Annotated in this window: 26 protein-coding genes and 1 other annotated feature; of the genes, 17 read left to right on the top strand and 9 right to left on the bottom strand. The window is 41.2% G+C overall.

Annotation, left to right across the window (positions count from 1 at the left end; genetic code table 11):
* The first annotated feature begins 142 nt into the window (after positions 1-142).
* From LCL91_RS12580 to LCL91_RS12545, 8 genes are all read left to right on the top strand, one after another.
* Positions 143-586, top strand: coding sequence for a VOC family protein (locus tag LCL91_RS12580; protein WP_224882847.1), 444 nt, complete (start codon positions 143-145; stop codon positions 584-586).
* Positions 583-1,053, top strand: coding sequence for a GyrI-like domain-containing protein (locus LCL91_RS12575; protein WP_224882846.1), 471 nt, complete (start codon positions 583-585; stop codon positions 1,051-1,053). Before LCL91_RS12580 ends, LCL91_RS12575 begins: the two co-directional genes overlap by 4 nt.
* A 23-nt stretch (positions 1,054-1,076) precedes the next feature.
* On the top strand, positions 1,077-1,511 hold the full coding sequence (locus LCL91_RS12570) for a VOC family protein (RefSeq protein WP_224882844.1): 435 nt from the start codon (positions 1,077-1,079) through the stop codon (positions 1,509-1,511).
* 257 nt (positions 1,512-1,768) lie between these two features.
* Complete coding sequence (locus tag LCL91_RS12565) at positions 1,769-2,335, top strand: DUF4825 domain-containing protein (protein WP_224882842.1); 567 nt, start codon at positions 1,769-1,771, stop codon at positions 2,333-2,335.
* Complete coding sequence (locus tag LCL91_RS12560; protein WP_224882840.1) at positions 2,325-2,534, top strand: hypothetical protein; 210 nt, start codon at positions 2,325-2,327, stop codon at positions 2,532-2,534. Before LCL91_RS12565 ends, LCL91_RS12560 begins: the two co-directional genes overlap by 11 nt.
* Positions 2,535-2,554: 20 nt before the next feature.
* Positions 2,555-2,848: a TIGR04104 family putative zinc finger protein gene (locus tag LCL91_RS12555; protein ID WP_224882838.1), complete on the top strand. Its 294-nt coding sequence runs from the start codon at positions 2,555-2,557 to the stop codon at positions 2,846-2,848.
* Between the two features lie 203 nt (positions 2,849-3,051).
* Positions 3,052-3,864, top strand: a complete 813-nt coding sequence (locus LCL91_RS12550) for a phosphatidylserine decarboxylase (protein WP_224882835.1) — start codon at positions 3,052-3,054, stop codon at positions 3,862-3,864.
* A gap of 237 nt (positions 3,865-4,101) precedes the next feature.
* Entirely contained in the window at positions 4,102-4,296 is a 195-nt protein-coding gene (locus LCL91_RS12545) for an aspartyl-phosphate phosphatase Spo0E family protein (protein ID WP_224882834.1), read from the top strand.
* 82 nt (positions 4,297-4,378) lie between these two features.
* Here LCL91_RS12545 and ald read toward each other — a convergent pair whose 3' ends face one another.
* A complete protein-coding gene (gene ald, locus LCL91_RS12540) occupies positions 4,379-5,503 on the bottom strand; it encodes an alanine dehydrogenase (RefSeq protein ID WP_224882833.1) in 1,125 nt (374 codons plus the stop codon).
* 124 nt (positions 5,504-5,627) lie between these two features.
* A complete protein-coding gene (locus LCL91_RS12535) occupies positions 5,628-6,860 on the bottom strand; it encodes a PucR family transcriptional regulator (protein ID WP_224882832.1) in 1,233 nt (410 codons plus the stop codon).
* 270 nt (positions 6,861-7,130) lie between these two features.
* Here LCL91_RS12535 and ppsA point away from each other — a divergent pair, with 270 nt between their 5' ends.
* On the top strand, positions 7,131-9,494 hold the full coding sequence (ppsA, locus tag LCL91_RS12530) for a phosphoenolpyruvate synthase (protein ID WP_224882831.1): 2,364 nt from the start codon (positions 7,131-7,133) through the stop codon (positions 9,492-9,494).
* Between the two features lie 44 nt (positions 9,495-9,538).
* Positions 9,539-9,789: a binding site (T-box leader), on the top strand.
* A gap of 67 nt (positions 9,790-9,856) precedes the next feature.
* On the top strand, positions 9,857-11,074 hold the full coding sequence (locus LCL91_RS12525) for an MFS transporter (RefSeq protein WP_224882830.1): 1,218 nt from the start codon (positions 9,857-9,859) through the stop codon (positions 11,072-11,074).
* Positions 11,075-11,114: 40 nt separating this feature from the next.
* On the opposite strand, the gene LCL91_RS12520 is transcribed toward LCL91_RS12525, so the two are convergent.
* Positions 11,115-11,627 (bottom strand): DUF3189 family protein, encoded by a 513-nt coding sequence (locus LCL91_RS12520; protein WP_224882829.1) that lies wholly within the window; start codon positions 11,625-11,627, stop codon positions 11,115-11,117.
* A 123-nt stretch (positions 11,628-11,750) separates the two neighbouring features.
* A complete protein-coding gene (locus LCL91_RS12515; RefSeq protein ID WP_369522954.1) occupies positions 11,751-13,205 on the bottom strand; it encodes an MDR family MFS transporter in 1,455 nt (484 codons plus the stop codon).
* Between the two features lie 670 nt (positions 13,206-13,875).
* Between LCL91_RS12515 and LCL91_RS12505 the strand changes: the two genes are divergently transcribed.
* Positions 13,876-14,400 (top strand): GrpB family protein, encoded by a 525-nt coding sequence (locus LCL91_RS12505; RefSeq protein ID WP_224882826.1) that lies wholly within the window; start codon positions 13,876-13,878, stop codon positions 14,398-14,400.
* A gap of 35 nt (positions 14,401-14,435) precedes the next feature.
* On the opposite strand, the gene LCL91_RS12500 is transcribed toward LCL91_RS12505, so the two are convergent.
* Together LCL91_RS12500 and LCL91_RS12495 are read right to left on the bottom strand one after the other, a co-directional pair.
* A complete protein-coding gene (locus LCL91_RS12500) occupies positions 14,436-15,953 on the bottom strand; it encodes an esterase/lipase family protein (RefSeq protein WP_224882823.1) in 1,518 nt (505 codons plus the stop codon).
* A 250-nt stretch (positions 15,954-16,203) separates the two neighbouring features.
* Positions 16,204-18,015 carry an LTA synthase family protein gene (locus tag LCL91_RS12495; protein WP_224882820.1) on the bottom strand — a complete coding sequence of 604 codons (1,812 nt, stop codon included), beginning with the start codon at positions 18,013-18,015 and terminating at the stop codon, positions 16,204-16,206.
* Positions 18,016-18,185: 170 nt separating this feature from the next.
* On the opposite strand from LCL91_RS12495, the gene LCL91_RS12490 reads away from it, so the two are divergent.
* From LCL91_RS12490 to LCL91_RS12475, 4 genes are all read left to right on the top strand, one after another.
* On the top strand, positions 18,186-19,277 hold the full coding sequence (locus LCL91_RS12490; RefSeq protein WP_224882818.1) for a hypothetical protein: 1,092 nt from the start codon (positions 18,186-18,188) through the stop codon (positions 19,275-19,277).
* Positions 19,278-19,355: 78 nt separating this feature from the next.
* Positions 19,356-19,802: a DUF4385 domain-containing protein gene (locus tag LCL91_RS12485; RefSeq protein ID WP_224882817.1), complete on the top strand. Its 447-nt coding sequence runs from the start codon at positions 19,356-19,358 to the stop codon at positions 19,800-19,802.
* A gap of 325 nt (positions 19,803-20,127) precedes the next feature.
* Complete coding sequence (locus LCL91_RS12480; RefSeq protein WP_224882816.1) at positions 20,128-21,381, top strand: MDR family MFS transporter; 1,254 nt, start codon at positions 20,128-20,130, stop codon at positions 21,379-21,381.
* A gap of 60 nt (positions 21,382-21,441) precedes the next feature.
* Positions 21,442-22,164 carry a RibD family protein gene (locus LCL91_RS12475; RefSeq protein ID WP_224882815.1) on the top strand — a complete coding sequence of 241 codons (723 nt, stop codon included), beginning with the start codon at positions 21,442-21,444 and terminating at the stop codon, positions 22,162-22,164.
* 52 nt (positions 22,165-22,216) lie between these two features.
* Here LCL91_RS12475 and LCL91_RS12470 read toward each other — a convergent pair whose 3' ends face one another.
* A complete protein-coding gene (locus LCL91_RS12470; RefSeq protein ID WP_224883199.1) occupies positions 22,217-22,942 on the bottom strand; it encodes a Bax inhibitor-1/YccA family protein in 726 nt (241 codons plus the stop codon).
* Positions 22,943-23,017: 75 nt separating this feature from the next.
* The gene (locus LCL91_RS12465; protein WP_098442589.1) at positions 23,018-23,473 is read right to left on the bottom strand and encodes a GNAT family N-acetyltransferase; all 456 of its coding nucleotides are present in this window, start codon (positions 23,471-23,473) and stop codon (positions 23,018-23,020) included.
* A 185-nt stretch (positions 23,474-23,658) separates the two neighbouring features.
* Here LCL91_RS12465 and LCL91_RS12460 point away from each other — a divergent pair, with 185 nt between their 5' ends.
* Positions 23,659-24,108 (top strand): CBO0543 family protein, encoded by a 450-nt coding sequence (locus LCL91_RS12460; RefSeq protein ID WP_224882814.1) that lies wholly within the window; start codon positions 23,659-23,661, stop codon positions 24,106-24,108.
* Between the two features lie 57 nt (positions 24,109-24,165).
* Here LCL91_RS12460 and LCL91_RS12455 read toward each other — a convergent pair whose 3' ends face one another.
* Complete coding sequence (locus LCL91_RS12455; RefSeq protein ID WP_224882811.1) at positions 24,166-25,353, bottom strand: cytochrome P450 family protein; 1,188 nt, start codon at positions 25,351-25,353, stop codon at positions 24,166-24,168.
* Positions 25,354-25,607: 254 nt separating this feature from the next.
* Here LCL91_RS12455 and LCL91_RS12450 point away from each other — a divergent pair, with 254 nt between their 5' ends.
* Positions 25,608-26,444: a formate/nitrite transporter family protein gene (locus LCL91_RS12450; protein WP_224882809.1), complete on the top strand. Its 837-nt coding sequence runs from the start codon at positions 25,608-25,610 to the stop codon at positions 26,442-26,444.
* The last annotated feature ends 83 nt before the right edge of the window (positions 26,445-26,527 follow it).

Below are 26,527 nucleotides of genomic sequence, written 5' to 3'. Positions count from 1 at the left end.
ATTTGATAATTTACAGCAATTTCTTATTGTTGTCAAAGACTTTTTTTATATCTAATTCTTAACTAGTATTAAAGTTGGAAGGGATTTCATACATGTCTATGGAAAAGTAGATTTAAGAAAATGTAATAAAGGAGATGATGTGATGAAGCAGTCCCTGCTTCGCATCGGTTCTACTTATCTACCTGTTATGGATGTTAAACGAGCGACATCGTGGTATGTATCGAATTTAAATGCCGAGCTAAGCTATCTAGATGAGGATAAAGCGATTTTGAATATGGCTCATCAAAGCATTTTTCTAGTCAAAGCCCAAGAAAAGGAATGTGCCAATTTCTATAATCTTGAAGGAAAAGAGCACTTTTCTATAACGTTTGAAGTGGATGGAATTCGGGAGCTTGAAATGCTTCGAGAGGAATTTTTGTCGAAAAATATAAAGGTCGGTGAACTGGAAAACAGGGGACATGCGGGTAGAAACTTTGTCTTCTATGATCTAGATGGAAATATGTTTGATGTGTGGAGTGAAATCAGTCCGGAATTCAAAGAACGTTATCTCGTTCCAGATCCGATTAGTGAGGAGTCCACAGAATGATGGGAGAGCGAGACGTTCATATTGAAACGCTGGATGAGCTTTATCTTGTCGGTATCAGAGTTCGCTGCCCGGCAGAGGAATATCTATCAGAAATCGCCCAAGCAGCAAAGCAATTAGAGGATCGGATGGATGAGATCTCATATGTCATAAACCCTACAGAGCAAATGGGTGCCTTTGTCGTAGAAGCTTCTTCTGAAGATGAGGAAGGGTATTGGGTTTCGTACCAAGTATTAAAAGTAGAGCATGTTCCAGAGGGGGTGGTTGCCATAACAATTCCTTCTCAAACCTATGCGGTTATGAAGCATATGGGGTCGAACAAGGCGATTTTACATACGTATGATGAACTTCATAACTGGATTGAAAAAAGTAGTTGGACTAGGAGATTAAGTGCCTGGCATCTTGAGCGCTTTCATCATTTTAAAACGATCGAAAAGATCGATGTTGATTTATTGGACACGGTTCAGTAATTGAATATAAGGGAGATGAGTGTATGATTCGTATTGGTAGCGTATTTATTCCGGTGACAAATCTAGTAAAAGCAATTGCATGGTATGAAAAGCACCTTGACGTTCAAAAAATTGAGGAGTGGGGAGACGGCGTTGGTAAGGGAGCTGGTTTTTACTTTCCAAACAGTCCCACCCAGCTTGGGTTAGTTCAGGTTGAATCCGCTACGTCTACAGAGTTTCAAGTAAAAGGCGAACATCGAAATAGCTATTTCAATTTCCTTGTAGAGGACATTCAAGATTTTTATCGTAAGCTGAACGATGCAGGTGTAGAAACGACTGAACTTGAAGATTTCGGAGGCATGACGTGTTTTGATTTTTATGATCTTAATGGGAACCCGTTTAGTGTCGTAAATGAAGTGAAAAACTCTCCATTTCATTCAGATGAAATCAAAAAGCTTCAGGCTCAGGCTGACTTTTAGAAGAGGAACCAATACGGCGCTATGGATGAACTTACCCGTTAAAGATGTAGAAAAAATCATTTTTTCATCACATTGGTTTGTCCGTAAAGGCCATTAGAGATGGAGTTTATTCATTTAGATGGTTAACCGGTGGAACGTCCTTTAGATCTACCGTATGCAGGTAACTCATAACGAGTTACCTTTTTGTTGTTTGAAACTTTCTAGCATAGTTTATCGTACTTATTAGTAGAGATAAAAACCAAGAAATGAGGGATAGAATGAGAAGTATACGGCTAACGTTAGCGTTGGTTCTTCTTCTAGCGGCTGGCTGTTCGAGTGGCATAGCGAGCGATCAAACTGCCATTAAAACGATCGATGACGTTCAGTATGAATCGATACTTTCATACAGCGGCACATACGTAGGCAACAATTCTGACGTACTCGCTCTACTCAGTCACTTGCCAGGTGGAGAAACAGTCGGGAAATTAGATCTAACGAATGAAAAGATAAACGTTACATATGAAGTAAATGGTGATCGTTCAGAAGAAACGTTTCATGATTACTGGTTCTCGGACAACAAGAATGCCCTAAAAACATTTCATTACAACGCGATTTATTTAAGCCTTCTCGTTCCAAATGCAAAAGGATATGAGTTTCATGTTCAAGAAAAGAATAGGAGCTTTACGAGAGATGAAATGACGACGATTCTTGGAGATGAATTTCCTGATCTTCCGAATGAAGATGAACTTATGGACGATGAGACTGTTAAGGCATTTGTGACAAAACATGAGGATGAGTTAGAAATGATCGCAAACAACTTGGAGGACTATTTTAATGAAAAATAAAATGGGTTCAAGGTGTATAAAAAAGGTTACGTTATTATTGCTTCTCCCTCTTGGCTTCTTTTTTATGATTGGGGTGGGGTCGTATTTTAATCATCAAGTTATAGACACAGCCGTTGAAGGATGTGAAAAATTAGAAGGAGAAGTGAATTTGGAAAAAGATATCCTTGCGATAAACTGGAGTTTTTCTTGTGAAAGATAAGAGATCGAGGAGGTTTGGTTATGCCAACTTGCCAGAACTGTGGATACATTTGGCGGTGGAAGGAAGCGGTGAGACTAATCTATCGTTCAAAAGCCACCTGTCCAAACTGTAACACAACGCAATTTCTTTCTGCGAAAGCGAGAAAGCGATCAAGCTATACATCGATGCTCGTCGTCATTCCACTTGGCATCACGACGATATTCAATCTATCATTATGGGTGTATTTAGGTTTTTCATTTGCCATTCTCGTTCTGATTCTTCTTCTATCTCCGTTTTACTATACGTTAAGTAATGAAGAAGAACCGCTTTGGTGAAGGAGCTACAAAAAATCACGCACATACATAAAAGAGAGGTCGCCTATCAAAAGATGATGGCGACCTTTTTGTGGATAAATGTTAAATTCGACGTTGAAAGATGATCTTTAAAATCATCGTTCTTGTCTTATACACTATTAGATTGATGGAAATAGGGTAGTTTATAAACAACAGAATCGAATATGCGGAGGGGAGGGGTCCGATTGAAAAAGAGAGTGTATCGAGGGATGATCGGATTGCTCAATTCTAGGAGGTTAGGCTATTTCATAAATAAAATGAGCCGAACTCGATTCAGCAGGCGGCTAATTCCTTTATACGTGAAGCTGTTTAACATCCAAACGAACGAGCTGGATTTAAAGCTGAAGGAGTTTACGTCATTAGAAGCGTTTTTTGTAAGAAAACTTAAATCTGGTTCACGTTCTGTTAAAGGAAGAGATAGCGATATTGTCAGTCCTGTTGATGCTAAGTTGGAGCAGTTTGGTGAGATCGATGACATGTTAATTAAAGTGAAAGGAATTAGGTATTCAATTGAGGACTTATTGCAGGATAAGGAAATGATTGCTCGATATCGGCATGGTGTATTCCTTGTGTTATATCTTAGTCCCAGAGATTATCATCGGATTCACGCTCCTGCTAATGCTGTTATAGGAAAACAGTATGAACTTGGTGGAAAATCTACTCCGGTCAATAAGTTAGGTATGACTTTAGGAAAGTCGCCCCTCTCGACAAACTACCGAATTGTGTCTGAATTAAGACAAGAAGATGGGATGTATATGGCTCTCGTAAAGGTGGGAGCGATGTGGGTAAATACGATTGAATTAACACACCCTACCTTAAACCTAGAAAAAGGAGAGGAAGTGGGCTTTTTTAGTTTTGGTTCCACCGTGGTGCTCCTTTTTGAAAAGGGTAAGGTCTCTCTTTCACCAAATTTAGAGCGGAAAGCTTCAATCAAAGCCGGGGAGCCATTGGCAAGAAAAAGGAATTCAGAAGAGAAGGATTCTTCATTTGAGGAGTAGTCGTAAGAAAAAAATGAAAATATTTTCCCTACCCTTTTTTTACAAATTATAGTAAACTATAACATAGACTGTTTTAAATGAACGACTTCGATAGCGTTGGATAAGAAAGTTGATCGTGATTTTGTGCGGGTGAAGGAAGACCTTTACGTTCACTCACTCCTTAATATCCACTTATAGAACGCTGTTTAAATCTACTTCTGTTTCTACTACATTCATTAAGGAAGGGAAGCGTGGAAATTGCCTATACAATGCTACACGAGATCAAATCTTCTAGCTCTCATTGATCAAAAAAAAGTAGTTTTAACATCAAAGGTGTTAGCTCATGGATTTACACATAAACAAACTGTCATGGCCAGTCAAGAGCTTGATAAGCTTCTTAATCGCTATCAATTTGGACAATATGAAGGAAGTCAATCAAGGTATTTAGCTTAATGGCTATTATGTCATATTATTTGCAATAAGAAAGAGCCAGGAAGCAGATGATGCCTCCTGGCTCTTTGTAGTATATCTAGTTTTAAGCGTGAGCTCCAAGCAATGCATCGTTTGCTGAAACGTAGTCATAGCCAAGGTCTCTTGCGACAGCTTCATACGTGATTGCGCCGTTTGCTACGTTCAATCCTTTTTCGAGTGCCGGGTTGGTTTGGATCGCAGTCGTTACACCTTTATTAGCAATTTGAAGCGCATAAGGAATTGTTACGTTTGTAAGTGCGATTGTTGATGTTCTTGGAACAGCCCCTGGCATATTCGCAACTGCGTAATGCACAACACCATGTTTTTCGTATGTTGGGTTGTCGTGCGTTGTGATGTGATCAACTGTTTCGATGATACCCCCCTGGTCAATGGCAACATCAACAAGAACAGATCCTGGTGTCATGCTTTTCACCATTTCTTCTGTTACAAGCTTCGGTGCTTTTGCTCCTGGAATTAATACTGCCCCAACAACAAGGTCCGCTTCTTTAACTGCTTGAGCGATATTAAGTGGGTTTGACATTAGCGTGTTAATCGCATTTCCGAAAATGTCATCAAGCTGACGTAGGCGCTCAGCGCTTAAGTCGAGAATTGTTACGTCTGCTCCAAGGCCCATTGCGATCTTCGCTGCGTTTGTTCCAACAACGCCACCGCCGATAATCGTCACTTTGCCGCGTTTCACTCCAGGAACGCCGCCAAGAAGAATTCCTTTTCCACCTTTAGGTTTTTCAAGGATTTGTGCGCCGATTTGTGAAGCCATACGTCCAGCTACTTCACTCATTGGGGTAAGTAGTGGGAGTGTTCCACGATCCACAACTGTTTCATAAGCGATTGCCGTTACGCCACTATCTTTAAGCACTTTTGTTAATTCAGGCTCTGCTGCTAAGTGAAGGTACGTGAAAAGAATGAGCCCATCACGGAAATAAGCATATTCAGATGAAAGTGGTTCTTTTACTTTCATCACCATTTCTTGGTTCCAAACGGATGCAGCATCTGTCGCAATCGTTGCGCCAGCTTCGCGGTAGTCAATATCTTCGAAACCGCTTCCAATTCCTGCTTCGGTCTCAACTGTTACGTGATGTCCAGCCTTCGTTAGTGCGATAACGCCTGCTGGTGTAATCGCTACGCGATTTTCATTATTTTTAATTTCCTTTGGAATTCCAATATACATGATTTCATCCCCTTAGACAGTATTTAATGATCAAGTACCTCCGATTATAGACGTCCTTTTTTCATTTCACATTGTGTAAATAAGAGAAAAGATCATAGGGTGTTTGTGTAATTACACAAACACCCTATGATTTCATTTGTTCAATTTTTAAATCGAGAAAAAGCGTTACTTTTTGATTGGCATTTTTTAAGTCAAGGTTCGCCACATCTGCAATGCGTTTGAGGCGATAGTTCAACGTATTGGTATGCACGTGAAGAGCAAGAGCGGCTGCTTTCACATTGCTGTCCTGCTGTAAATAAGTAGCGAGCGTTTCAAGTAGTTGGGTATGATGAATGGCATCATACTGCTTTAATTTCTCGATATAAGGGTTTTGATAATGCTGACGCTCTTGATAGAGTAGGTCAATAAATTGATAAATCCCAAGATCCTGATAGCTATAGATCCCCGTAACTTCCCCTTTAAATCGTTCTTTAATTGACAGCACATGAAGCGCTTCGCGGTAGCTGTCTTTTATCGAAAGTGGGGTTTGATAGAGGGCGCCTGCCCCGCCTTTTAACGTATCAACACCAAGACGATTACTAATTTTCTCAACAAAAACTTGAACAAAACTCGTGAGCTGTTCAGCTGTGTTGAATGGGTCTTGAGGACGAACGAGTAAAATGAGCTGGTTTTGATCCAACGTACTGTAGATCAATTCGATTTGGTGTGAAGCCTGAATGTAATAGTTCATATGACGTTCAAGCGACTGCTGTATTTCTTCACTAAATTCAAAGATGACGATCGCCATCTCGCCCTTTACGTTTAGCTGATAAATGGAAGCTTGCTGTTGGATATGCTCTTCTTTTGTATAATGACCCGTTAATAATTTCCAGAAAAACTCGCGATGTCCTTCTTCTGAATGACGTTTCTTGATGTCCAATTTCAGAATTTGGTTTTTAACCACTTTCGCGGCTTTTTTTAGCAGCGCAAGCTCCTCTTGAGTCACTTCCCAATTTAATTGAGCCCAAATAAAACCGAGTAGCTCTTCATTTTTTCGTACTGAAATCGCGACTCTTTGGCCAAGTCCCACCTCTGGAATAGCAGGTATGATCACGGGGGCATCACTTTCAAAAAGCTGTGGAATGATGCCTTTTTTCCAGAGGCTTTTGATTACCTCTTCTGGTACTTTTCGTTTCATAATGGTGGCAATACGCGCTGGGTCCACATTTTCATCATGCGAACTATACGCGAGAATGCGATGATCTGAATCTTCTATGGTAACTGGGCAACCGAGGTTCTCTCGGATACAGTCAGCTAAATCTTCTAATGTACGGAATGGTCCCTGAAAAGGGTTATGATTTTCTAGATCGTTATGCATTTACAACCACTTCTTTCTTAATCTCAATACTCATACTTTGGCGTCTCATTAAAAGTATACAAGAAAATTACCCCCTTTGTGGGATTTCACAAAGAGAAGTTAAGAAATTGTTAGGTTTCACAATTGAAAGAAGGCGTGGCAACAAAATGGAAAAAGTGACAGACTTAAGAACAAAAGGATCATAATTAAACTATTTAAAATAAATAGTATGACATAATTTAATTAATGTGTTATTCTAATAATCGAATCTAGTAGGGAGGCGTTGGATTAATGGTGGAGCAAAGTGCGATTCGATGGTTTCATGAAATAAGGAAAGAGGATATTGCTCTTGTTGGTGGTAAGGGAGCAAATCTTGGAGAGCTTACGCAGAGCGGTGTACACGTACCACCTGGTTTTTGTGTAACAGCTGAAGCGTACGCAACGTTTATCTCGGAACGGGAACTTGATCAGTCGATTACACAAAAAATGAAAACGCTTGATTATGAAAATAACAATCAGCTTAATGAAGTGAGTGCTGAAATTAGAGAATGGATTCTGCAGACAGATATGCTTGAATCGCTTGAAGTCGAGATTCGCAATGCCTATGAATCCTTTAGCCGGGATCTTAATGTAACCGATCCATTCGTAGCCGTTCGAAGCTCGGCGACAGCGGAAGATCTTCCAGAAGCCTCCTTTGCAGGACAGCAAGATACATATCTTGAGATTTCTGGAATCACAGAGCTTCTTTATCACATCAAGAAGTGCTGGGCATCCTTATGGACAGCACGAGCCATTTACTATCGCGAAAAACAGCAGTTCAACCATTTTGATGTCTCTCTTTGTGCGGTCGTTCAATTGATGGTGAATAGTGAAAAATCAGGTGTGATTTTTACAGCGAATCCGATTACAGGTGAACGCGAGCAGATGATGATTAACGCGAGCTGGGGACTTGGGGAAGCGGTTGTTTCTGGGATGGTTTCACCAGATGAGTACATCGTCGATAAGAGAACGTTTAAATTAATCGAAAAGCACGTAGCCGAAAAGAAAGTGCTTGTCGTAAAGAAAGCAAATGCAATCGGAACGGATACGGTTGCTGTGAAAGAATATTTAAGTGAGGACCATGTGAACCAACAGTGCTTAACACAAGCTGAAATCGCTCAGCTTTCACGTGACGCTGTTCGGATTGAAGAACTTTATCAAACGCCTCAGGATATTGAGTGGGGACTTGATTGCCAAACGAACGAACTTTACATTCTACAAGCTCGTCCAATAACAACGCTTAAAGAGGAGGAAACAAAAGTGGTTGAAAAGGTAGAAACGCCAAAGAAGATGCTTGTTCGAGGATTAGCTGCCTCTCCTGGGGCTGCTAGCGGAAAAGTCCGCAAGATCAAAGATATTAGTGAAGTTTCTCTTGTAGAAGAAGGCGACATTCTAGTGACCATTATGACGAATCCGGATATGATTCCTGCTATGAAAAAAGCGGCAGCACTCGTTACTGATGAAGGTGGCCGTACGTGTCATGCCGCCATTGTTTCACGTGAATTCGGCATTCCGTGTATTGTAGGCTCTTCGATTGCGACAGATGTGTTAATGGATGGCATGGAAGTAACGGTTGATGCGACTCGTGGAGTTGTGTATGAAGGCATTCTAGAAGATGCTGAACCAGTGAAAAAGAAAGAAGCGACGAACGAAGTGATTCAAAATAACGATGGCTTCAATGAAGCGCTTCTTCATCAGCTTGCACCGATTACAGGAACAAAAGTTTATATGAATCTTGGAGAGCCAGATCTGATCAACAAATACAAACATCTGCCGTTTGACGGCATTGGCTTAATGCGAACGGAATTTATTTTTTCAAATATCGGTATTCACCCGATGCATTTGCTAAAAACCGGACAGGAAGAGATGTTTATTGAAAAAATGTCCGAAGGAATCACAAAGGTGGCCCAGGATATCTATCCAAAGCCAATGGTTGTTCGCTTGAGTGACTTCCGCTCAAATGAATTTCGTGGACTCATTGGTGGAGATGAAGTAGAGCCAGTTGAAGCGAATCCGATGATCGGGTGGCGCGGCGTCTCACGCTATATTTCCCCACAGTACGAAGAAGGCTTTCGTCTAGAATGTCGAGCGATTAAAAAAGTTCGCGATGAGTACGGCTTAATTAACGTTTGGACAATGCTTCCATTCGTTCGGACAACGTGGGAAGTTGAGAAAGTGAAGAAAATCATGGCAGAAGAAGGGTTGATTCAAAATCAGGAATTCAAAATTTGGATTATGGCGGAAGTGCCGTCTGTGATTTTTGAAGCGGAGGAATTCGCGCAGCTTGTGGATGGCTTCAGCATCGGAAGCAATGATTTAACACAGCTTATTCTAGGATCTGACCGTGATTCTGGTATTTTAAACAGCATGGGCTATTTTGATGAGCGCAACCCTTCTGTAAAACGAGCGATTAAACAGCTGATTCATGGAGCACATAAGTATGGCAAAACCGTCTCGATTTGTGGACAGGGGCCGTCGACTTACCCTGAATTCACTGAGTTCCTCATTAAAGAAGGAATTGATAGCGTGAGCATTAATCCAGACACGGTGGCAGCGACTAGAAGGTCGGTTGCGTCTGTGGAGCAGCGAATGATTTTAAATAAAATCAGGGGATAAGCATTTACACCAGGTAATCGTACTGGTATTATATAACAAAATAATCAAGTGCGTTGATGAGAAGAGTAGATGATGAGGCCTTACACAGAGAGCTCCGATAGCTGAAAAGGAGTTAAGGTAACATCATTGAACCAAACCTCTGAGCTTTACATCGGAACCGAACGTGGCGATGGTGTAACGGGAGCTCCCGTTAACGAGCTATGGTATAAGCAGCTTCTGCCGTACCTGATAAGAGTCATGTGGCGACACATGACTGAACCGGGGTGGCACCGCGATAAGCAATCTCGCCCCCGGGACAATACGTCCTGGGGGTGAGGTTTTTTTATTGGTTTAAAAACTTATCGCGATTGGAGCTGCTGTAAATGAATAGAGGTAAACGAAACAAGCATTCTCAACTCATTTTCCTTGTGAGTACGGGGATGGCGAATATTGGTGAGTGGGTCTATCACATTGCCATCAACTTAATCATTTTTAATCAAACTGGTTCAGCTCTCGCGGTGACAGGTCTTTACCTCCTTAAACCGCTCGCAACGCTTCTAACAAACGGATGGTCAGGAAGCGTCGTTGATCGAGTGAACAAACGAAAGTTCATGATGTTGCTGCTCTTGTTTCAAGCGATCATCCTTTCGGTAGTGCCTTTCTTTACGTCGCTGTGGTGGATTTACTGTCTCGTTCTAATTGTGAACATGGGGCATGCGCTGTACCATCCGGCATCCATTATTTACATGACAAAGCTTGTTCCGATTCATGAAAGAAAACAGTTTAATTCGTTCCGGAGTTTAATGGACTCAGGCGCTTTTGTCATCGGGCCTGCGATTGCTGGACTTCTTTTTATCATTAGTACGCCAATGACTGCAATCTATGTGAATGCGCTCGCACTGGTTGTAGCTGGATGGTTGATTACCTTCTTACCAAGCCTTGAGATAGCCAATGCGCCAGAAGCCCCAACTTTTACATTAACGGAGCTAAGAAAAGACTGGCGAATGGTTTATGAGTTTAGTAAAAAGTCTCGCTCTGTCGTCATCATTTACTTTTTGTTTAGTGCTGTTATCGTGATGACAGCGGGAGTGGATTCTCTTGAAGCAGCCTTTGCAAAGGATGTGCTAAATTTAACAAATTCAACCTATGGATTTCTCGTAAGTATTGCTGGTGGAGGGATTTTACTAGGTGCGGGTATCAATACGTTCCTTGTCAAAAGGCTGACGACATCAATGTTAATGGGGGGAGGATCCTTCGTATTAGCATTAGGTTATTTCCTATTTGCTACTGCATCTGGCATGACAATGGCATCAGTCGGCTGCTTCATACTCTCGTTTTCTCTCGCATTTGCCAATACGGGATTTCTAACATTTTACCAGGAGCATATCCCAGTTGATGTAATGGGGAGGATTGTGAGTTTGTTCGGAGTGGCAGAAGCGATTGCCATTATGTTCGTAACGGTTACATGTGGGCTACTCGCAGAACTACTTTCGATTCGATTTAGCGTCGTTACTGGAGTCCTTGTGATGATTGGTCTCTCCCTATTGGTATGTATGTATCTGCTTGTTCCACTTAAAAGCTGGAAGGCAAAAAGAGTATAAAAACAATAAGGCGCAACCATGGGAAGCGCCTTTTGTACATCTAAATTTTAAACTGCTCATTTTGTAACGTTAGTACTTTTTCCGTCGTTTGGTGAGCCTGTTTTTTCGTATGCTCGACGAGATCGTAGATGAGCGGACTGCATTTCTTTGCTCCCTTAATGAGTAGCGGAACCCCGAGAGCATCCAGCCCTAGTCCACGAGAAAGACCTCCTCCTATTGACATAACGAACGGTACGGTCGGTGATGTGTTTGAGAGGATAATTTGGTCCTCTACTTGAAAATGTTCAAAAAGCATCATTGTCATGTCATATAGGGCAGGCACAATGAGTTTTGACGATTTTTTTCCGATTGTGTAGACTTTATGACCATCTGAATCACGGCCGTGGAAAAGGAGACGGCCCGCATCCTTTTTCGTTAGTTTGTTAAAAAAAGGAACGGCTAGGACTTCTTCACTCGTTAAAGGAAGAGAAGAGGGCTTCAAAAGCTGTAAATGAAAAGCAGCTGCAAGTGAGGTGGTGTGTGTGCCACCGTAGTCATGGTAGATGTAAATCATAGGCTCATTCCTGTAATTGAATTTACTAACAAGTATGACCTAATTGTAAGGAAATCATCCGTAGGTCCATTCTCCACTAAAAACCGCTCAGTCAAAAGACTGAGCGGGTGAATAAAGGTTTGTTTAGGCATTAACTGACTTAGGTTGGTGCTTGTTGCGAATCGGTGCCTCATTTGTTTTCTTTGATTCTTGTTCAGTCGCATTCTTTTTCACAAAGAACGAAAGTCCAAGAGCAACAATGGATAGAATCAGAATCACGAGGAAGGCCATGTTAACGCCATAAATGTCTGGTCGTGAAACTGACGGCTGTTGTTGAGCGGTTTGCGCTGTTGTAGTCATAACCGTCACGAGTATTGCTGTACCAATCGATGCCGCAATTTGACGCATTGTATTATTCATGGCAGCCCCATGTGCGATAAGGCGCTTTGGTAATTGATTGAGACCAGCCGTTGTGACCGGCATCATGACCATGGATAATCCAAACATACGAATCGCATACATGATGGTTAAGAAGGTAACGGTTGTTGTCGTATCTAGAAATGAAAAACCGAACGTTGCCACACTTACGATGGTTAGACCCACAATCGCAAGCAGGCGCGCGCCAATTTTATCAAAAATTCGTCCTGTAATCGGGGACATAATTGCCGTAATGACAGCCCCAGGTAGTAGCACAAGTCCCGATTCGAATGCAGTAAAGTCTCTCATGTTTTGCATATAGAGTGGAATTAATGTTTCTGAACCGATTAATCCAAGAAACATGAGCATGCCGATGATCGTAGCAATGGTGAAGATTTTATCTTTAAACACGCGAAACTCCAGCATCGGCTGTGAAAGACGTAATTGTCTTAAGATGAACGTGGTTAGCGTGACAACCCCAACAGTTAGAACAAGGATCGTTCTCATATTGCCCCATCCGAGGTTTCCTGCGCTCGTAAACGCATAAAGCAATCCGCCGAAACCGATGGATGAAAGGATAATCGAGATCGGATCAATCTTTGGAAACGTGAGCTCTGTGACATTCTTCATCGTAAAGCGGGCAACTGTAATAATGACAATTGCAAGGGGAAGCATAGCCCAGAATAAAACGCGCCATGAATAGTTCGCTGTAATCCAGCCGGATAGCGCAGGACCAATGGCCGGGGCGAATGACATCACAAGCCCGATGTATCCCATTGCGGTACCGCGTTTATTTACAGGAAAGATCATGAGAAAAACAGTTTGCATGAGGGGCATCATCACCCCAGCGCCAGCAGATTGAATGACTCGTCCAATAAGCAAGACGCCGAAATTCGGTGCAAACCCGCCAATGACCGTTCCTACTGAGAAAATACTCATCGCTGAAATAAAAAGTTGTCTCGTTGTAAATCGTTCAAGTAGAAAAGCACTAATCGGTATCATTATGCCGTTTACAAGCATAAAGACGGTTGTCAGCCATTGGGCTGTATTTGCCGTAATGTTCATTTCCTCCATGATCGGTGGAATCGCCGTAATCATAAGCGTCTGGTTTAAAATTGTAATAAACGCTCCAGAAAGTAGAAGCGCTGCAATTAACACTTTATTGTAAGGTTTGGTGGACACGATAGGACTCCTCTCGTAATCTCTAATAATCATTTGTCACTTAGTCATGGTTACTTAGTTGAGTTGTTTTCCCTCAATCAATTACCAAATTATACGCTCCTCATTGTCTCATGACAAACGTCTTGATTGTAAATTTTTATCGAGGTGGAGGCGGAAATATTCCATATAATGGTATAATTGGTTGGAATGATTCTCGTTAGCTAATAAAAAGTTGATTTTGGCCAATATATCTCGAATGTGGCCAATAAAATCGCATTTTGGCTAATAAATCTTAAATTTAGCCAATAAACCTCCTGCGGGCACGCTCTCACGATTTTGTTTATGACTCGGGCTGCTTTCATCACATCGCGCCGCATCGCCGAATGAGCTATATTGCGCTTGTGAAGCGATCCTTAAAAGAAGAAGGAGAGTTTGCGTTAACGTGTTTTATGGAGAATGGCGAACTGGGAGGTTCTTCTCTTTCTGATCTAGAAGTATATCAAAGGCGGAGTCTTCAGGGAGGCCTGGGTTTTACAGAAGAAAAACTGATTGCCATTTTTTCAACAGGATTTCGAGCCAGTTGAAGTGACCGAAATGAAACAGAGTGATTCTGATAGCGGCACATTTGGCGTAAGTGGTCTCTTGACCGCACGATTTAGACTTCGGAGTAGGTAATAAGGGGTGAGAAAGAATGAGAAAAGTGGAAGTTCAGAACTTTAAAGAAATTTGGCGCGAACTTTTTTTGTTAGAGGCGAGGAAGATTGAGCAAGTATTTGGTGAGAATATGATTGAAATACATCATATTGGAAGTACGGCGGTTGAAGGTTTAAAAGCGAAGCCTGTTATCGATCTGTTGCCTGTTGTGGAAGATCTCAGTCTAGTGGATCAAAAAAATAATCACATGAAAGAACTGGGGTATGAAGCACTTGGGGAAAATGGTTTACCTGGACGCCGCTTCTACCGAAAAGGTGGCGATCAGCGTTCGCACCATGTTCATCTTTATGAAAAAGGCCACCGGGATATTGATCGGCACTTAGCATTTCGTGACTATTTAAGTGCGCATAATGAAGACCGGATGCGCTATGGTGAGAAGAAAGCCGATTTAGCGGAGCAGTATCCATATGAGATGGAAGCTTACATTGAAGGAAAGAATCCACTAGTCGAGGAGATCGAAGCTAAAGCGCTTGATTGGTATAAAAGTAGAGGATACGTATAAAAGAACGCCGGATTCGTCCGGCGTTCTTTCTTTCGTTAAGGCTGATAAACTTTTCCATTGGCATCCATATAAACCGTGTGAAGAATCGTTCGCTCAAACGCTGCGCCTTTCTTCGTTTTACCGTTTACATCAAGCATAATCTGGTAAACGCCTTTTCCAGCGTGTTTAATTGGAAAGGATTTTAGTGAGTTGAATTCTTCTTGTGAGACTTTCTTTTGCTTCGTTTTTCCGTTCTGACTATATTGGATTACGATCGATCCTTCAATGGATTTCTGATCAATCTTTGCGCTATTTACTTGAAGCTTCACTTCTTTCGAGTTACTCATCTCCATCTGTAAGTCCTCGTTCAGTTCACTTTCATAAGCAACCTGCAAGAGATAACTTTCTTTCTTAGGCTGTTTCACCTTTAGTTTCCATGTACCTGCGGTCGGGGTGTTCACTTTCATTTGATGATGAAACGCTCCTTCAAACATGCCGTTATCTTGAGAAGTGTTTGCTACCGTATACGTTTTTTGATCAGGTCCTTGAAGAGTAATCACAGAATCTTTGTTTTGGCTCATCCAATCGATTGCGATGCTTTTCGTGTTTGGTTCGATCTGTACCTTTTCAACTTTTGTCCCATTAAATTCGCCACCCCTAATAAGAACGCTGGCTTCATCTGGTTGGGGAGTTGCAGTTTCTTGTAATGAATTGAGCGGGGCGAAGGCAGGGACTGACTGGGTTAAATAAGGTTCGAACAAGTTAAACGTAGCGCTCCCAGTTCGAATCGAAAAATGATCCCAATTGCCAACGCGTATCTCATTTCCATAGGGAAGTCTGGAGCTAGTAACGGTAACAGCCCCGTCATTGGGACCATATGGTCTTAAGTACAATCCGCCCCAATAGAGCGTGCCGCCAAAGCTACCCCAGCTCGTACCACCAAGTGTATAATACGGCGTGGCGGAAATAGTCGGTTTCGAATCAGTTACGGAGCGGAAATAGCTCATGTAGCCAGTCTGAAGTGAATAGGTGGCGTCATTTCGATTCCCAATAATGGCAGCTAACCACCCGGCCCAGCTGCTGTGGGCAAGATCGGCAAGCTGAGATCCCTGGTGTGGTGTGGAAAGGGTAATCACTTTATCTACATACTGCTGGGCGTTTGCGTGAACGATAGCAGCCTGGGCATCTACTCCGCCTTTACTGTGCGTTACAAGAATGACTTTCTTCCCAAAGTAAGCGTTCATTTCTTTCAGTTTGCTAGCAAGCAGCTGTCCGTTATCCCACATGTTTTTTGTCGGATATAAATCAATGTAAGCCGTTTGGTAGTTCTTGCTGTATGTAATTTCGTCCATGTCGTTTTGATCAATCCAGGTTTTCGAAGAGCTATTTAATCCGTGGACAAATACGAGTAGAAGGGAGCCAGACTTAACGGACTTGGGTTGATCGCCAATGTACCATTCGCCGGGTGTTCCGGTTGCATCACCTTTTCCAATAATACCGGCTTGTGCATCCTGAGCAAAGGGGGGAGCAAGTAGGAACGTCAAAACCAATAGCGACACCATCCATTTCTTCATAAAACCCTCCTGTTTAAAATGAGTTTTATACCTCTTCAACTATAAGAATATTCTGTTTATTAATCAAGGAACCATTTCACTAACTTTCTTAGATGGAGTATAGGTCTATCGAACGGTAACCGCTGTGCATTCGACGGGTTTCTCTGAAGTTCTTAATTGTGCTTGTTCTCTCTCAAAAAAGCTGTGTCAAAGGTACTATAAGTCACACAAAAAAACGATCCAGACCTTTACATGTCTGAACCGCAGTTTTTTACTCGTTTATTTTTTTAAGCCCATTCTTATCAATAATCGCATCAGAAAGTCGAAGTTGCTCTAAGACCTTCTCAATTTGACCTTCACATTTATCAAACGCTACTTTCATTTCACTAGAAACATCATAGCACGTGCCGTTTCCAGCTTCTTCTGTTAAATCAGCTTCATAATAATAATCTTTATAGCGAAAAGACCCATCTCGAAATGCAGTTAAATTAGATTCGTCATCAAGAAGAGAGCTTCCCATCATATAAGGCATATCCATATTTAACATGTCTAGGATCGTTGGAGCGATGTCGATTTGCCCACCGTTTTCTTTTACCACCTGTCCACTACTTTCATTCGGTTGCTTTATAAAAAGAGGTACCTGACGATCAAGTTCAAACGCATCTACAGCATTTTCAACCTTCGCTTCCTTTCTCATTTCACTGCCTTCGTTCGTTAGGCCGCTATCATGGTCACCGTAGAAAACGATAAGGGAGTCTTCCCACATGTCTTTCTGCTTTAATTCGTCAACCATTTGCCCCACGGCCTGATCCACATAATAAATCGTTTGATAATACCTTTTTAACATCGGATCCTCATATCCTGATAAATCCAATTGTCGTTCATCTTTCGGTATTTCATAAGGGGTGTGACTCGTTAATGCCACCATGAAAGTAAAGTAAGGTTCTTTTAACGTTTCCATATGTTCAATCGATGTCGTGAGAAAGTTTTTATCGTTCAAAGCCATGCCGATTTTTTTCTTGTTCGGATAGTCTTTGTTGCTAAAAAAGTGATTGAATCCAATGTTTTCGTACACTTTATCACGGTTCCAAAAGCCCTTGTCATACGCATGCATGGCCGCAGTGTCGTAGCCATTTTCTTTAAGTAACTCCGGTAATGAACCAAACTCATTTTCCGGAAAACGTGTATAAACGGAGCCGGATTTCAATGGGTAGAGCGACGTATTGGTTATAAATTCAGCATCAGACGTTCTTCCTTCATGGGTTTGATGGTAGAACGAAGAGAAGTACAGCGTTTCTTCTTTAAGCTGATTTAAATTGGGAGTAAGCTCTTTCCCATTGATTTTCTGTCCAATGAGTGACCCTTGAAACGATTCCAGTTGAATCAAAAGGATATTTGGTTTCTTAGGAGAACCTTCTGTGTTTTCTGAAGTATTTTTCTCGAGCAGTTTTTGTTGTGTCGCGGTTAAATCATCATCAGCCTCAAAAACGCTGACCATACCTCGCCAAAGATCAACGCCGTGATAGCCCCAGAAGCCAAGCTGGTAATAATCGCGCATATCTGAAACGGATTGGTTTAGCCATTGTTCTTCCTTAACAGCGCTATAGGTTAACGGTGTCGCAAACAGAATGATCCCGGTAAGAAATGTAACGCCTGCCGTTATTCTCCGTTTCTTCTTTGTTACTTTATACGTCTTCTTTCTCGTGAAAAAGAGTATCAAAAGAAAAATCACCACATCAGCGAAAAGGAAAAAGTCTTGAAAACGGATGAGCGCCATAAAACCTCCGCCCACATCGCTCATCTGAAGCATCTGAGAAAGAAGAGAAACAGAGAGCATATCTTCAAAATAGCGGTAGTACCAGAGATCGGATGTTAAAAGTAGACTATGTAAAAACAAAAGCGTGAGCCATATCCAGCGGCGTTTCTTCCATTGAATGAGAAGTGTCCAGCTTGATAAAAGTAACATGCCGGCAAGGTTCATAAGGAGAAACTGCAGTGGAAAAGCCGTATTGGTATAGAAGCTAAATAGCACAAATTTTAGAATGGCTAAAAGTAAATAGAAAGCATAACCAAAAAATATCATAGGATCCTCCTAACGTCTGTCATCATTGTCGACTATTCTTTACCCTCAAACACACAAGAAGGAACGTTAGAATGTGTTAGATCTGTATTTTTTCCAACAAGTGTAAAGTGTCTGCGTTTTTTTGAAAATTTTTCATTATAATAGAAGGTAATAAGACGGGAGGGGATCACATGACACTTTCTTTACCGTTACAAGATATCGCGTGGAAACGGGTTGTATTTTTATTGTTGATTATCATTGTGCCGAATTATCTTGTCATGCAAACACAAGTGGTTGGCCCTATTGATGATCGAGTGGGTATTGGAACGGCACTTGACCTTTGCATTATTTTACCGTTGTTACTCTATTTTTTTGGATTTCGAAAAAGAGTTTCGTGGATTCTGTTATGTGGATTGGTCTTCTTTGGAGTGTTGCTTGCCAATTGGATGATCCCTTCTCATGCGGATGCACACCTTACGTATTTTAATGTTATGGTCATTGTCCTTGAAGTAGGTGTCATCGCTTTTGAGTTCGTTTTGTTTATCGCCATTCTTAAAAGGTTCCCCATATTAATAAAAAACTATCAAATGGAAAAGACGATTCATCATCATTTTCTTCTAAGTTTTTCACGAGCGATTCAACAAACATTTACCTTTCAAAACAAACGACTAAATAAATTTGGTTTTCTATTACGAGTAGTAGCGACGGATCTTGCCGCTATGTACTATTGTTTATTTAGCTGGAGAAAGAAAAGCCAAGCAAACGTTGAACATGTAAATACGTTTACGTTCCATAAAGATGGAGGTTACCTTGGTGTATTTTATATGTTAGTTCATGCCATGGTCATTGAGATCATTGCCGTTCACATAATGGTTGCACAGTACAGTCATGTCGCGGCATGGATCGTGACAATTTTTGATCTTTATGCGCTCCTATTTATCATCTCAGATTACCAGGCGATTCGATTATCTCCTGTTATCCTTAGTGAAAAAGGCATTCATTTTCAAAAGGGCATTCGGCAATATGGATTTATCGAGTGGAATGCTGTAAAAGCCATATCAGAAAACAAGAAATCTCCTGAAGAAGTGAGGCGGGATCGAGCAAGTGTTGAGTTTGCGCTTCATGGACTTGAAAGAGAACAGGCTCCATTTGTGATTGAACTGAATCGAACGGTGGAAATGAATCAGGTTTTTGGCTTTAAAAAAAGCATTGAGCATGTGTATGTGAAAGTGGATAAGCCTTATGCGTTTCGAGATAGGGTTAATTACTATCTAGGAATGTGAAGGAAGAGAGTTAAATGAACTTGCATTGTTTACAGTAAGGAACATATTGGGAATACCCTCCAAAAAGGAGTGGTATTGATGGCTTTTAATTATGACCTCGATTTTGACAACATTAACTTTCGGCAGCAGCCTGAAAAGTACCGCGTTGGTCGTGGGGAGCAGGGTGTTCTAATGGTAGAACCTTATAAAAGTGAAATCCTCCCACACTGGCGCTTTAAAACACCTGAGATCGCAAAAGAATCTTCAGAGAAAATTTATCAACTGTTTCGCGAGTACCAGGAAAACGATGATTTCGTAGGGATGGACATGGCTCGTAAATTTATTCAGATGGGTTATACAAGAGCTCGTCGCTATGCGAATTATAAAGGTGGCAAGAAATACAACAGCGACGGTGACGTGAACGAGCGGGATATTGATGAGGAAAAAGCCGAATCAGCAAGGATTTTTGAAGAGAAGTGGAAAGTCGTGCGTACAGATGAAGCTTATTTAGAGAAGAAGAAGGAGCATCAGAAGAAGTATGGGTGATTGCAGCGTTTATAACGGTTTCGCGGAATTATTTTAATTATCGCGGAAAAAACGCTGTAATTCGCGGAATTAATGGGAAAAGCGCGGAATTAATTTGATTTTCGCGGAAATCTCGACGAATAGGAAGTTCTTTTAGTTAACTCAGCTCATGACGGCTGAGTTTTTACTATGTTTGGGCCACTTTCTTAAGGGATTTTCATTCTTATATTGTCTCAATATGGAAAATAAGGTATTGTATATGGAAATATCTGAAAAAGGGGGCGAGCTATTAAAATGAATGACCTAAACACTACATGGTGCATACATAGAATAGGAGAGGGAGAAAATGAGATTCAGAGACTTTCACAAGAACATTAAAATACGTCTAATTGAAAACTTTATAAGTCGCTTTATCGGAAGTATGATTTTTCCGTTTATGTCAATTTACTTAGCGGTCCATTTTGGAGCAAAGGTCGCAGGACTTCTTTTGTTAGTGAATGTGTTTATCGGGATCGGTATTAACTTTCTTGGCGGTTATTTCGCAGATCAATTTGGTCGAAAGAAAGTGATGCTGTTTGCGGAGACGCTTCGTTTCCTCGCTTTTTTCACAATGATGATCTGCAATTCACCGTGGTTTGAATCAGCATCCATTACATTTGCGATGATGACTGTGAATAGTATTTGTTGGGGACTCGCAGGCCCAGCGAACCAGGCGATGCTGATCGATGTAAGTACCCCGCCGCAGCGGAAGCTGATGTATTCCATTTCGTATTGGGCAAATAACCTTTCCATCGCCGTAGGGGGAATACTTGGCGCGTTCCTATTTAAAGATTACTTATTTGAACTTTTCCTTTCTCTTAGTATAGCAGCGGCAATCACAGCATTCTTAGTTGCCTTCTTCATTGATGAAAGTCATAAACCAGTTGTAGAAGAGCTCAAACCAGCTCAACACGTGATGCAATTATTATCAACATATAAACGAGTGTTTCAGGATCGGTTGTTTGTGCTTTTTACGATCGCGGGCGTCCTTATTCTTTCAATGGAATTTCAGCTTACAAATTACATAGGCATTCGCCTAAGTGAGGAAATGCCAACGCAGCAATTTCTTCTTTGGGAGTTCGATGGTGTTCAAACGATGGGGTTTTTAAGAAGTGAGAACACAATTATGGTTGTTATTCTGATGCTGTTTGTTACTAGAATTCCGCATTCACTAAAAGATAAATCGGTCCTCGTTTGGAGTTGTTTCTTCTTTACTATTGGATATGGGGTACTCGCCTATTCCAATAGTTTAATTCTACTTTTTCTAATGATGGCGGTACTAACAATAGGAGAAGTTTTCCGCGTCCCTGTCGAACAGTCGTATATGGCAGCTATTCCACCGGACGATGCAAGGAGCTCCTACATGGCGTTTGGAGGATTAAAGTTCAACCTGTCGATGCTCGTTGCATCGGTCACTGTTTCGCTTGGAGCGGTGTTTTCTTCGATGCTGATGGCGATCGTCATTACGACTATTGGTTTAATTGGCACGCTCATCTTTTTCATGATTTCTCCTGAATTAGATGCAAGAAAGGAACAGGCGGAATTAAGAGAAGCGGGATAATCGTCATGTAAATTCATTTATAACAGAAAACGCTGACATTCATTTCCTGGAAAATTTATAATGGAATTATTCGAACAAAAGGAGATGATGAGGCTGAAAAGACCTGAAGTGGTAATCAACGTATTTGCTTCAATGGACGGAAGAATGACGACAGCGCCAGGACATAATGTGATGGAATGGACGTCATACGGTGTGGACGGTAAGGCAAATGATGAAGCTCATAAACGATATGATGAATTAAATTGTGATGCGCTCGTATCAGGAAGTGAAAGTTTAATTGTTTGGAGTTCAGATTGGGTAGAGTTTAAGAATCCAATTACGACGCCTCAGAAATCGAAAGCATATATTGTTTTTGATGGAAGGGGGCGAATGGATTGGGCTCAAACAGATGGACTAATCGTTGTTACAAGAGAGAATGTGAGCGAGGACTATATTGAGCAACTAGAGACGAAGGGCATTACATACATTAAAGCAGGTGATGGAGAAAAAATCGACATCGAACTTGCTCTTGAAAAGCTTTATGAACTAGGGTTTAGGCGACTTGGCATTAGTGGAGGAGGAACAATCAATGGCGCTTTCTTAAGAGCAGGTGTTGTGGATGAAATTAGCGTTGTGCTTGCACCGTTAGCGATTGGAGGCAAGACGACGCCAACAATCTTTGACGGTGAAAACTTGGAATCCATTCAACAAGCGGTTCCACTTGAACTGGTGGAGGTAAAGCCTGTCGGAAATAAAGGGGCTGTTTGGGTTTATTATCGTGTTAAAAAGTATAATGGGATATGAGACAAATAAAAAAGCCACATCCTGATTGAAATCGGGACGTGGCTTTTGTTCGTTATCTTCTTAACTTCTGTAGCAAATGAAGAATCTCGATATACAACCATACGAGCGTCACCATGAGTCCAAATGCACCGTACCATTCGAGGTGTTTTGGAGCTCCGCGGTTTGCACCGTTTTCGATAAAGTCGAAATCAAGCACGAGGTTGAGCGCTGCGATCGCAACAATGAAAAGACTAATACCAATTCCAACGAGTCCGTTCGAATGCAAGTAAGGAACGTTGGCATTTAAGAAAAGGTTGAGGCCAAGATCAATGATGTATACGACGAAAATCGCAAGCGTAGCGGAAACGATCATTAATCGGAAGTTCTTTGTTACCTTAATAATTCGAGCAGCATATAAGAAGAGCAGTACGCCCATAACGGAAAAGGTAAGAGCGGCGGCCTGAATCACGATACCAGGATAGCGTGATTCTAAAATAGCGGATATCCCACCAATTGCAAAGCCTTCAAGCGTTGCATAGATCGGACCAGTAATTGGGGCAGCACGATGAAAGAAGGTGGTGATGAGGGCAAAAATCAATCCGCCAATTGCGCCAATAACCATCATCGTATACACATCTTCTCCTTGCGCATAGCGATACCATGTATAAATGGAGGAACCAAGCAGGAAGAGAAAGAGGAAGAATGTTTTCGCAACAGTTCCTCCGATCGTCATTGCTTCTCCTTGATCACGCGTTTTGTTAAATGTGTTGTTCTTTAAAACGGGATTTCCGCTTCGCATCATATAAACTTCATCCTTTTTTAAGTAATATGGTTATCCTAATAAGTATGTTCCCGCTTTTGATTCTAACCTAACTTACGATGAAGCGTTTTGAAAAGTTTCAGGTAGTTTTTTCCTCATCAGAACATGGGGGATGCCGTCCTCCATAAAAACGTCTGAACGAGTTTCGTAGCCAAGCTTATGATAAAAACCTTCTGCTTGAACTTGACCATGCAGTTTCACGTTCGTTATGCCTTTCTTAATTGCGAGCTCTTCAAGCTTATGTACGATTAAATTGCCGATTCCGAGTTTACGATGTGAAGCGAGAATACAAATGCGTTCAAATTTCCCTTCGCCCTCTACAATCCGCCATCTAGCTGTACCAACGGCTTTTTCTTCATCTAAAACGAGAATATGTTCGGCCGTATCGAGCGTATCAAATTCATCGTACTCTTCATCCTCAGGTGTTCCTTGTTCATCGATAAAAACGTCTTTTCGAATACGAAAAGCTTCCTCTAAAGCTTCTTCTGTTTCAATTCTGACAGCAATCATGATTCTAGTGCCTCCTTGATGGATCAGTTCTATAGATTGAGTATAATCATTCAAGGCTCTCTCTGTAAATGGATGAGTATTTGAATGAAATGAGATAGGGGTTAGAGAGGTTTCTTTATGAATAAAACGCATTGTGTATAAATACAGCAAGATTCGTGCATTCCTTATATAAGGAGTGAGCGAAAATGGCTTTTAACTTTGTTGCGGCGTTTCTAATTCCGTGGATTGCTGGTATTTATCTCGTGAAAAAGGATGTTAGGCTTTTTCTTTTAATTGCCCCTTTTGCCGCGTTTGTGGCGGTTATATTTGATGTGCTCGGTTTTCACTTTGGCTTTTGGCGCATAGATCCCGAATATGATACCGAGTCGATCGCAGCAAAGCCAATGTATTTTGGCATTTATCCCATTTTAGCAGGGTATTTGTTCCTAACTGTCCAACGTCTTCGCTTTCATCCGTTGGTCGTTATCCTTTTCTTCTCACTGATCACAACAATCATTGAAGGAACCGGGGTTTGGATTAATCTTGTCCACTACGCAAACGGTTGGACTATTTACTGGACCTTTGTTTCCTACTTAGTTGCCTATGTGGTGTGTTATGGTTACTATCTAATGTTAAAAAAATATGTACCTCTATAGAAAAAAGCAAAGCCCTTCTTCATTTATTGGAAGGGCTTTGCTACTTGGTAAAATGAATTAAAGCTTAACTTTAAGTTCCTGTAGTCCACGTAGTAAAAACATATTGCGCCATTTCGGATCTTCAGCCAGCTGAATGGAAGGAAAGGCTTGAAGTAACTTTTGATAAGCAATTTTCCCTTCCAATCTAGCAAGAGGAGCGCCGAGACAGAAATGTATGCCATATCCAAATGCCATGTGTGGATTTGGTATGCGGGTAATATCGAACTGGTTAGGGTTCTCAAATTTTTTCTCATCGCGGTTGGCAGATGAAATTGACGCGAGAACCATATCCCCTTTTCTAAGCTGTACTCCTTTAAATTCAAAATCCTCTTCAGCCCAGCGAGCGGTTGAGAAATCAACGGGACTATAATAGCGTAGCGCCTCTTCAATTGCTCCCTCTATTAAAGAAAAATCATGTTGCAGTAGCTCTAGCTGATCGGGATGTTCGAAAAGCGCAAGCATGCCATTTCCAATCAAGTTAACCGTCGTTTCATGACCGGCAATAATCAAGAGAAAGACCATTGAATAAAGTTCGTCTGAACTTAATTTCTCCCCATCTTCTTCGTGTTTAATAAGATTGGAAATTAAATCATCTTGTGGGTCAGCTTTTCTCTTTTCAAAAAGAGTGGTGAGGTACTCGGTAAACTCCCTAACATCGTTCATAAATTCACCTTCCATGTTGTCGGAAGCAGAAACGATGGAGTTTGACCACTTTCTAAATTTATCTCGGTCTTCCGTTGGAACACCAAGCAATTCAGAGATAACGATAATGGGTAATGGAAAAGCAAAATCGTCGATTAAATCAGCGCTATTTTTTTGTTTCATCTCATCAATTAATTGATCAGCGACCGCTTCAATCCGAGGAGCGAGTTCCCTGATTGCTTTTGGGTTAAAACCAGGTTGTACAAGTTTACGTAAACGCGTGTGGTCGGGAGGATCGACATCGAGCATCATATGGTGAAAAATCTTCGTTTCAAGCGGCTCTTCTTCGCTACGAGCACTTTTTGAAAAAAGTTTTGATTGATCTTTAATAAAGGAAGGACGTTTTAGTAATGCAAGGACATCGTCATAAGTCGTAACGAGCCAGGTGTTGTTTCCATTTGAGCTTCCAATGGATGTAATAGGCTCATCTTTACGCAAATTTTCATAGAATTCATATGCGCCTTCTTTAAAGTTTGATTGATAAACAGTTTCAACAGATTGCATACGATGTTCCTCCTTTAATAGTCATAACCAAATATAACTGACTGGTCAGTCAACACACTTAGTATAGAGGAAAAGGAAAAGTTTCTCAACAAACAGTATAAATTGTCACACTTTACTTGGAGTTCAAAGTGATGTCGTTTTCATTATGACAAAACCGAAACAAGTAAACAGGAAGTCTTGTTGAGGTAAGGTGGCAGTCTTACAATAATGATAGATAATGTGAAGTATTGAACATGTGAATGGAGATGAGGGAGATGGAAGAAGAAACAATCGAGAAGATTTGTAGGAGTGCCGTTTCGAAGCGAGATTTGTTTAAGGCGAGTATGCCTCATTACTTGCTTCGCGCGATGTTAGCGGGAGCTTATATAGGGTTTGCCTTAGTATTAAGCTTTACGGTTGGGCAGTTTTTCTATGAAGTTCATTCACCAGCTACTTATGTTATGACGGCGCTGTTTTTTGGGATCGCTTTTATCCTCATCGTATATGGGGGAGGGGAACTGTTTACATCGAATACAATGTATTTAACCATTAGCACTCTCAAAAAAGTAACGTCCTGGAAAGAAACGTTTCTCATTTGGATGACGTGCTATGGTGGGAATTTCCTTGGTATTCTACTATTTACGCTATTGCTTTACTATAGCGGTGTTTTTCAAACCAATGGAGCGGATCATTTACTAGTCACAGTGGCCGAAAAGAAAGTAACACTTCCAACTTCTTACTTGTTTTTTAGAGCTATTTTTGCCAATTGGCTCGTGTGCTTAGCGGTGTGGTTACCGCTACGTGTGAAAGGAGATACAGCCAAGATCATTATCATGATGCTTCTTGTTTTTACCTTTTTTACATCAGGGTATGAACACAGCATAGCGAATCTCGCTGTTTTTCTTATTTCATATACTTCTCCCCATTCTGAACTGATTAACGTAGCCGGATTTATGCATAATCTTATTCCGGTTACACTTGGGAATATCGTAGGAGGAGGATTCTTTGTAGGCGTACTGTTTTTCTTCTTGAACGAACCTATAAAAAGGAAGGAAATCCAGTCATATCCAGTTTTAATCGCTTCCACAAAAGTTTTTAATAATAAATTGTAAAAATTCAGTTTTTATTGTTGGAACGTGACGATAAGAGTGGTAGGTTTAAGTATAAGGGAGAGATGCTCCTCTCTACTCTCATC

The organism is Guptibacillus hwajinpoensis, assembly GCF_020171785.1.
GTDB lineage: Bacteria > Bacillota > Bacilli > Bacillales > Guptibacillaceae > Guptibacillus > Guptibacillus sedimenti.
Note: the sequence above shows the minus strand (reverse complement) of the source record. Positions and strands in the feature narration are given on the sequence as shown.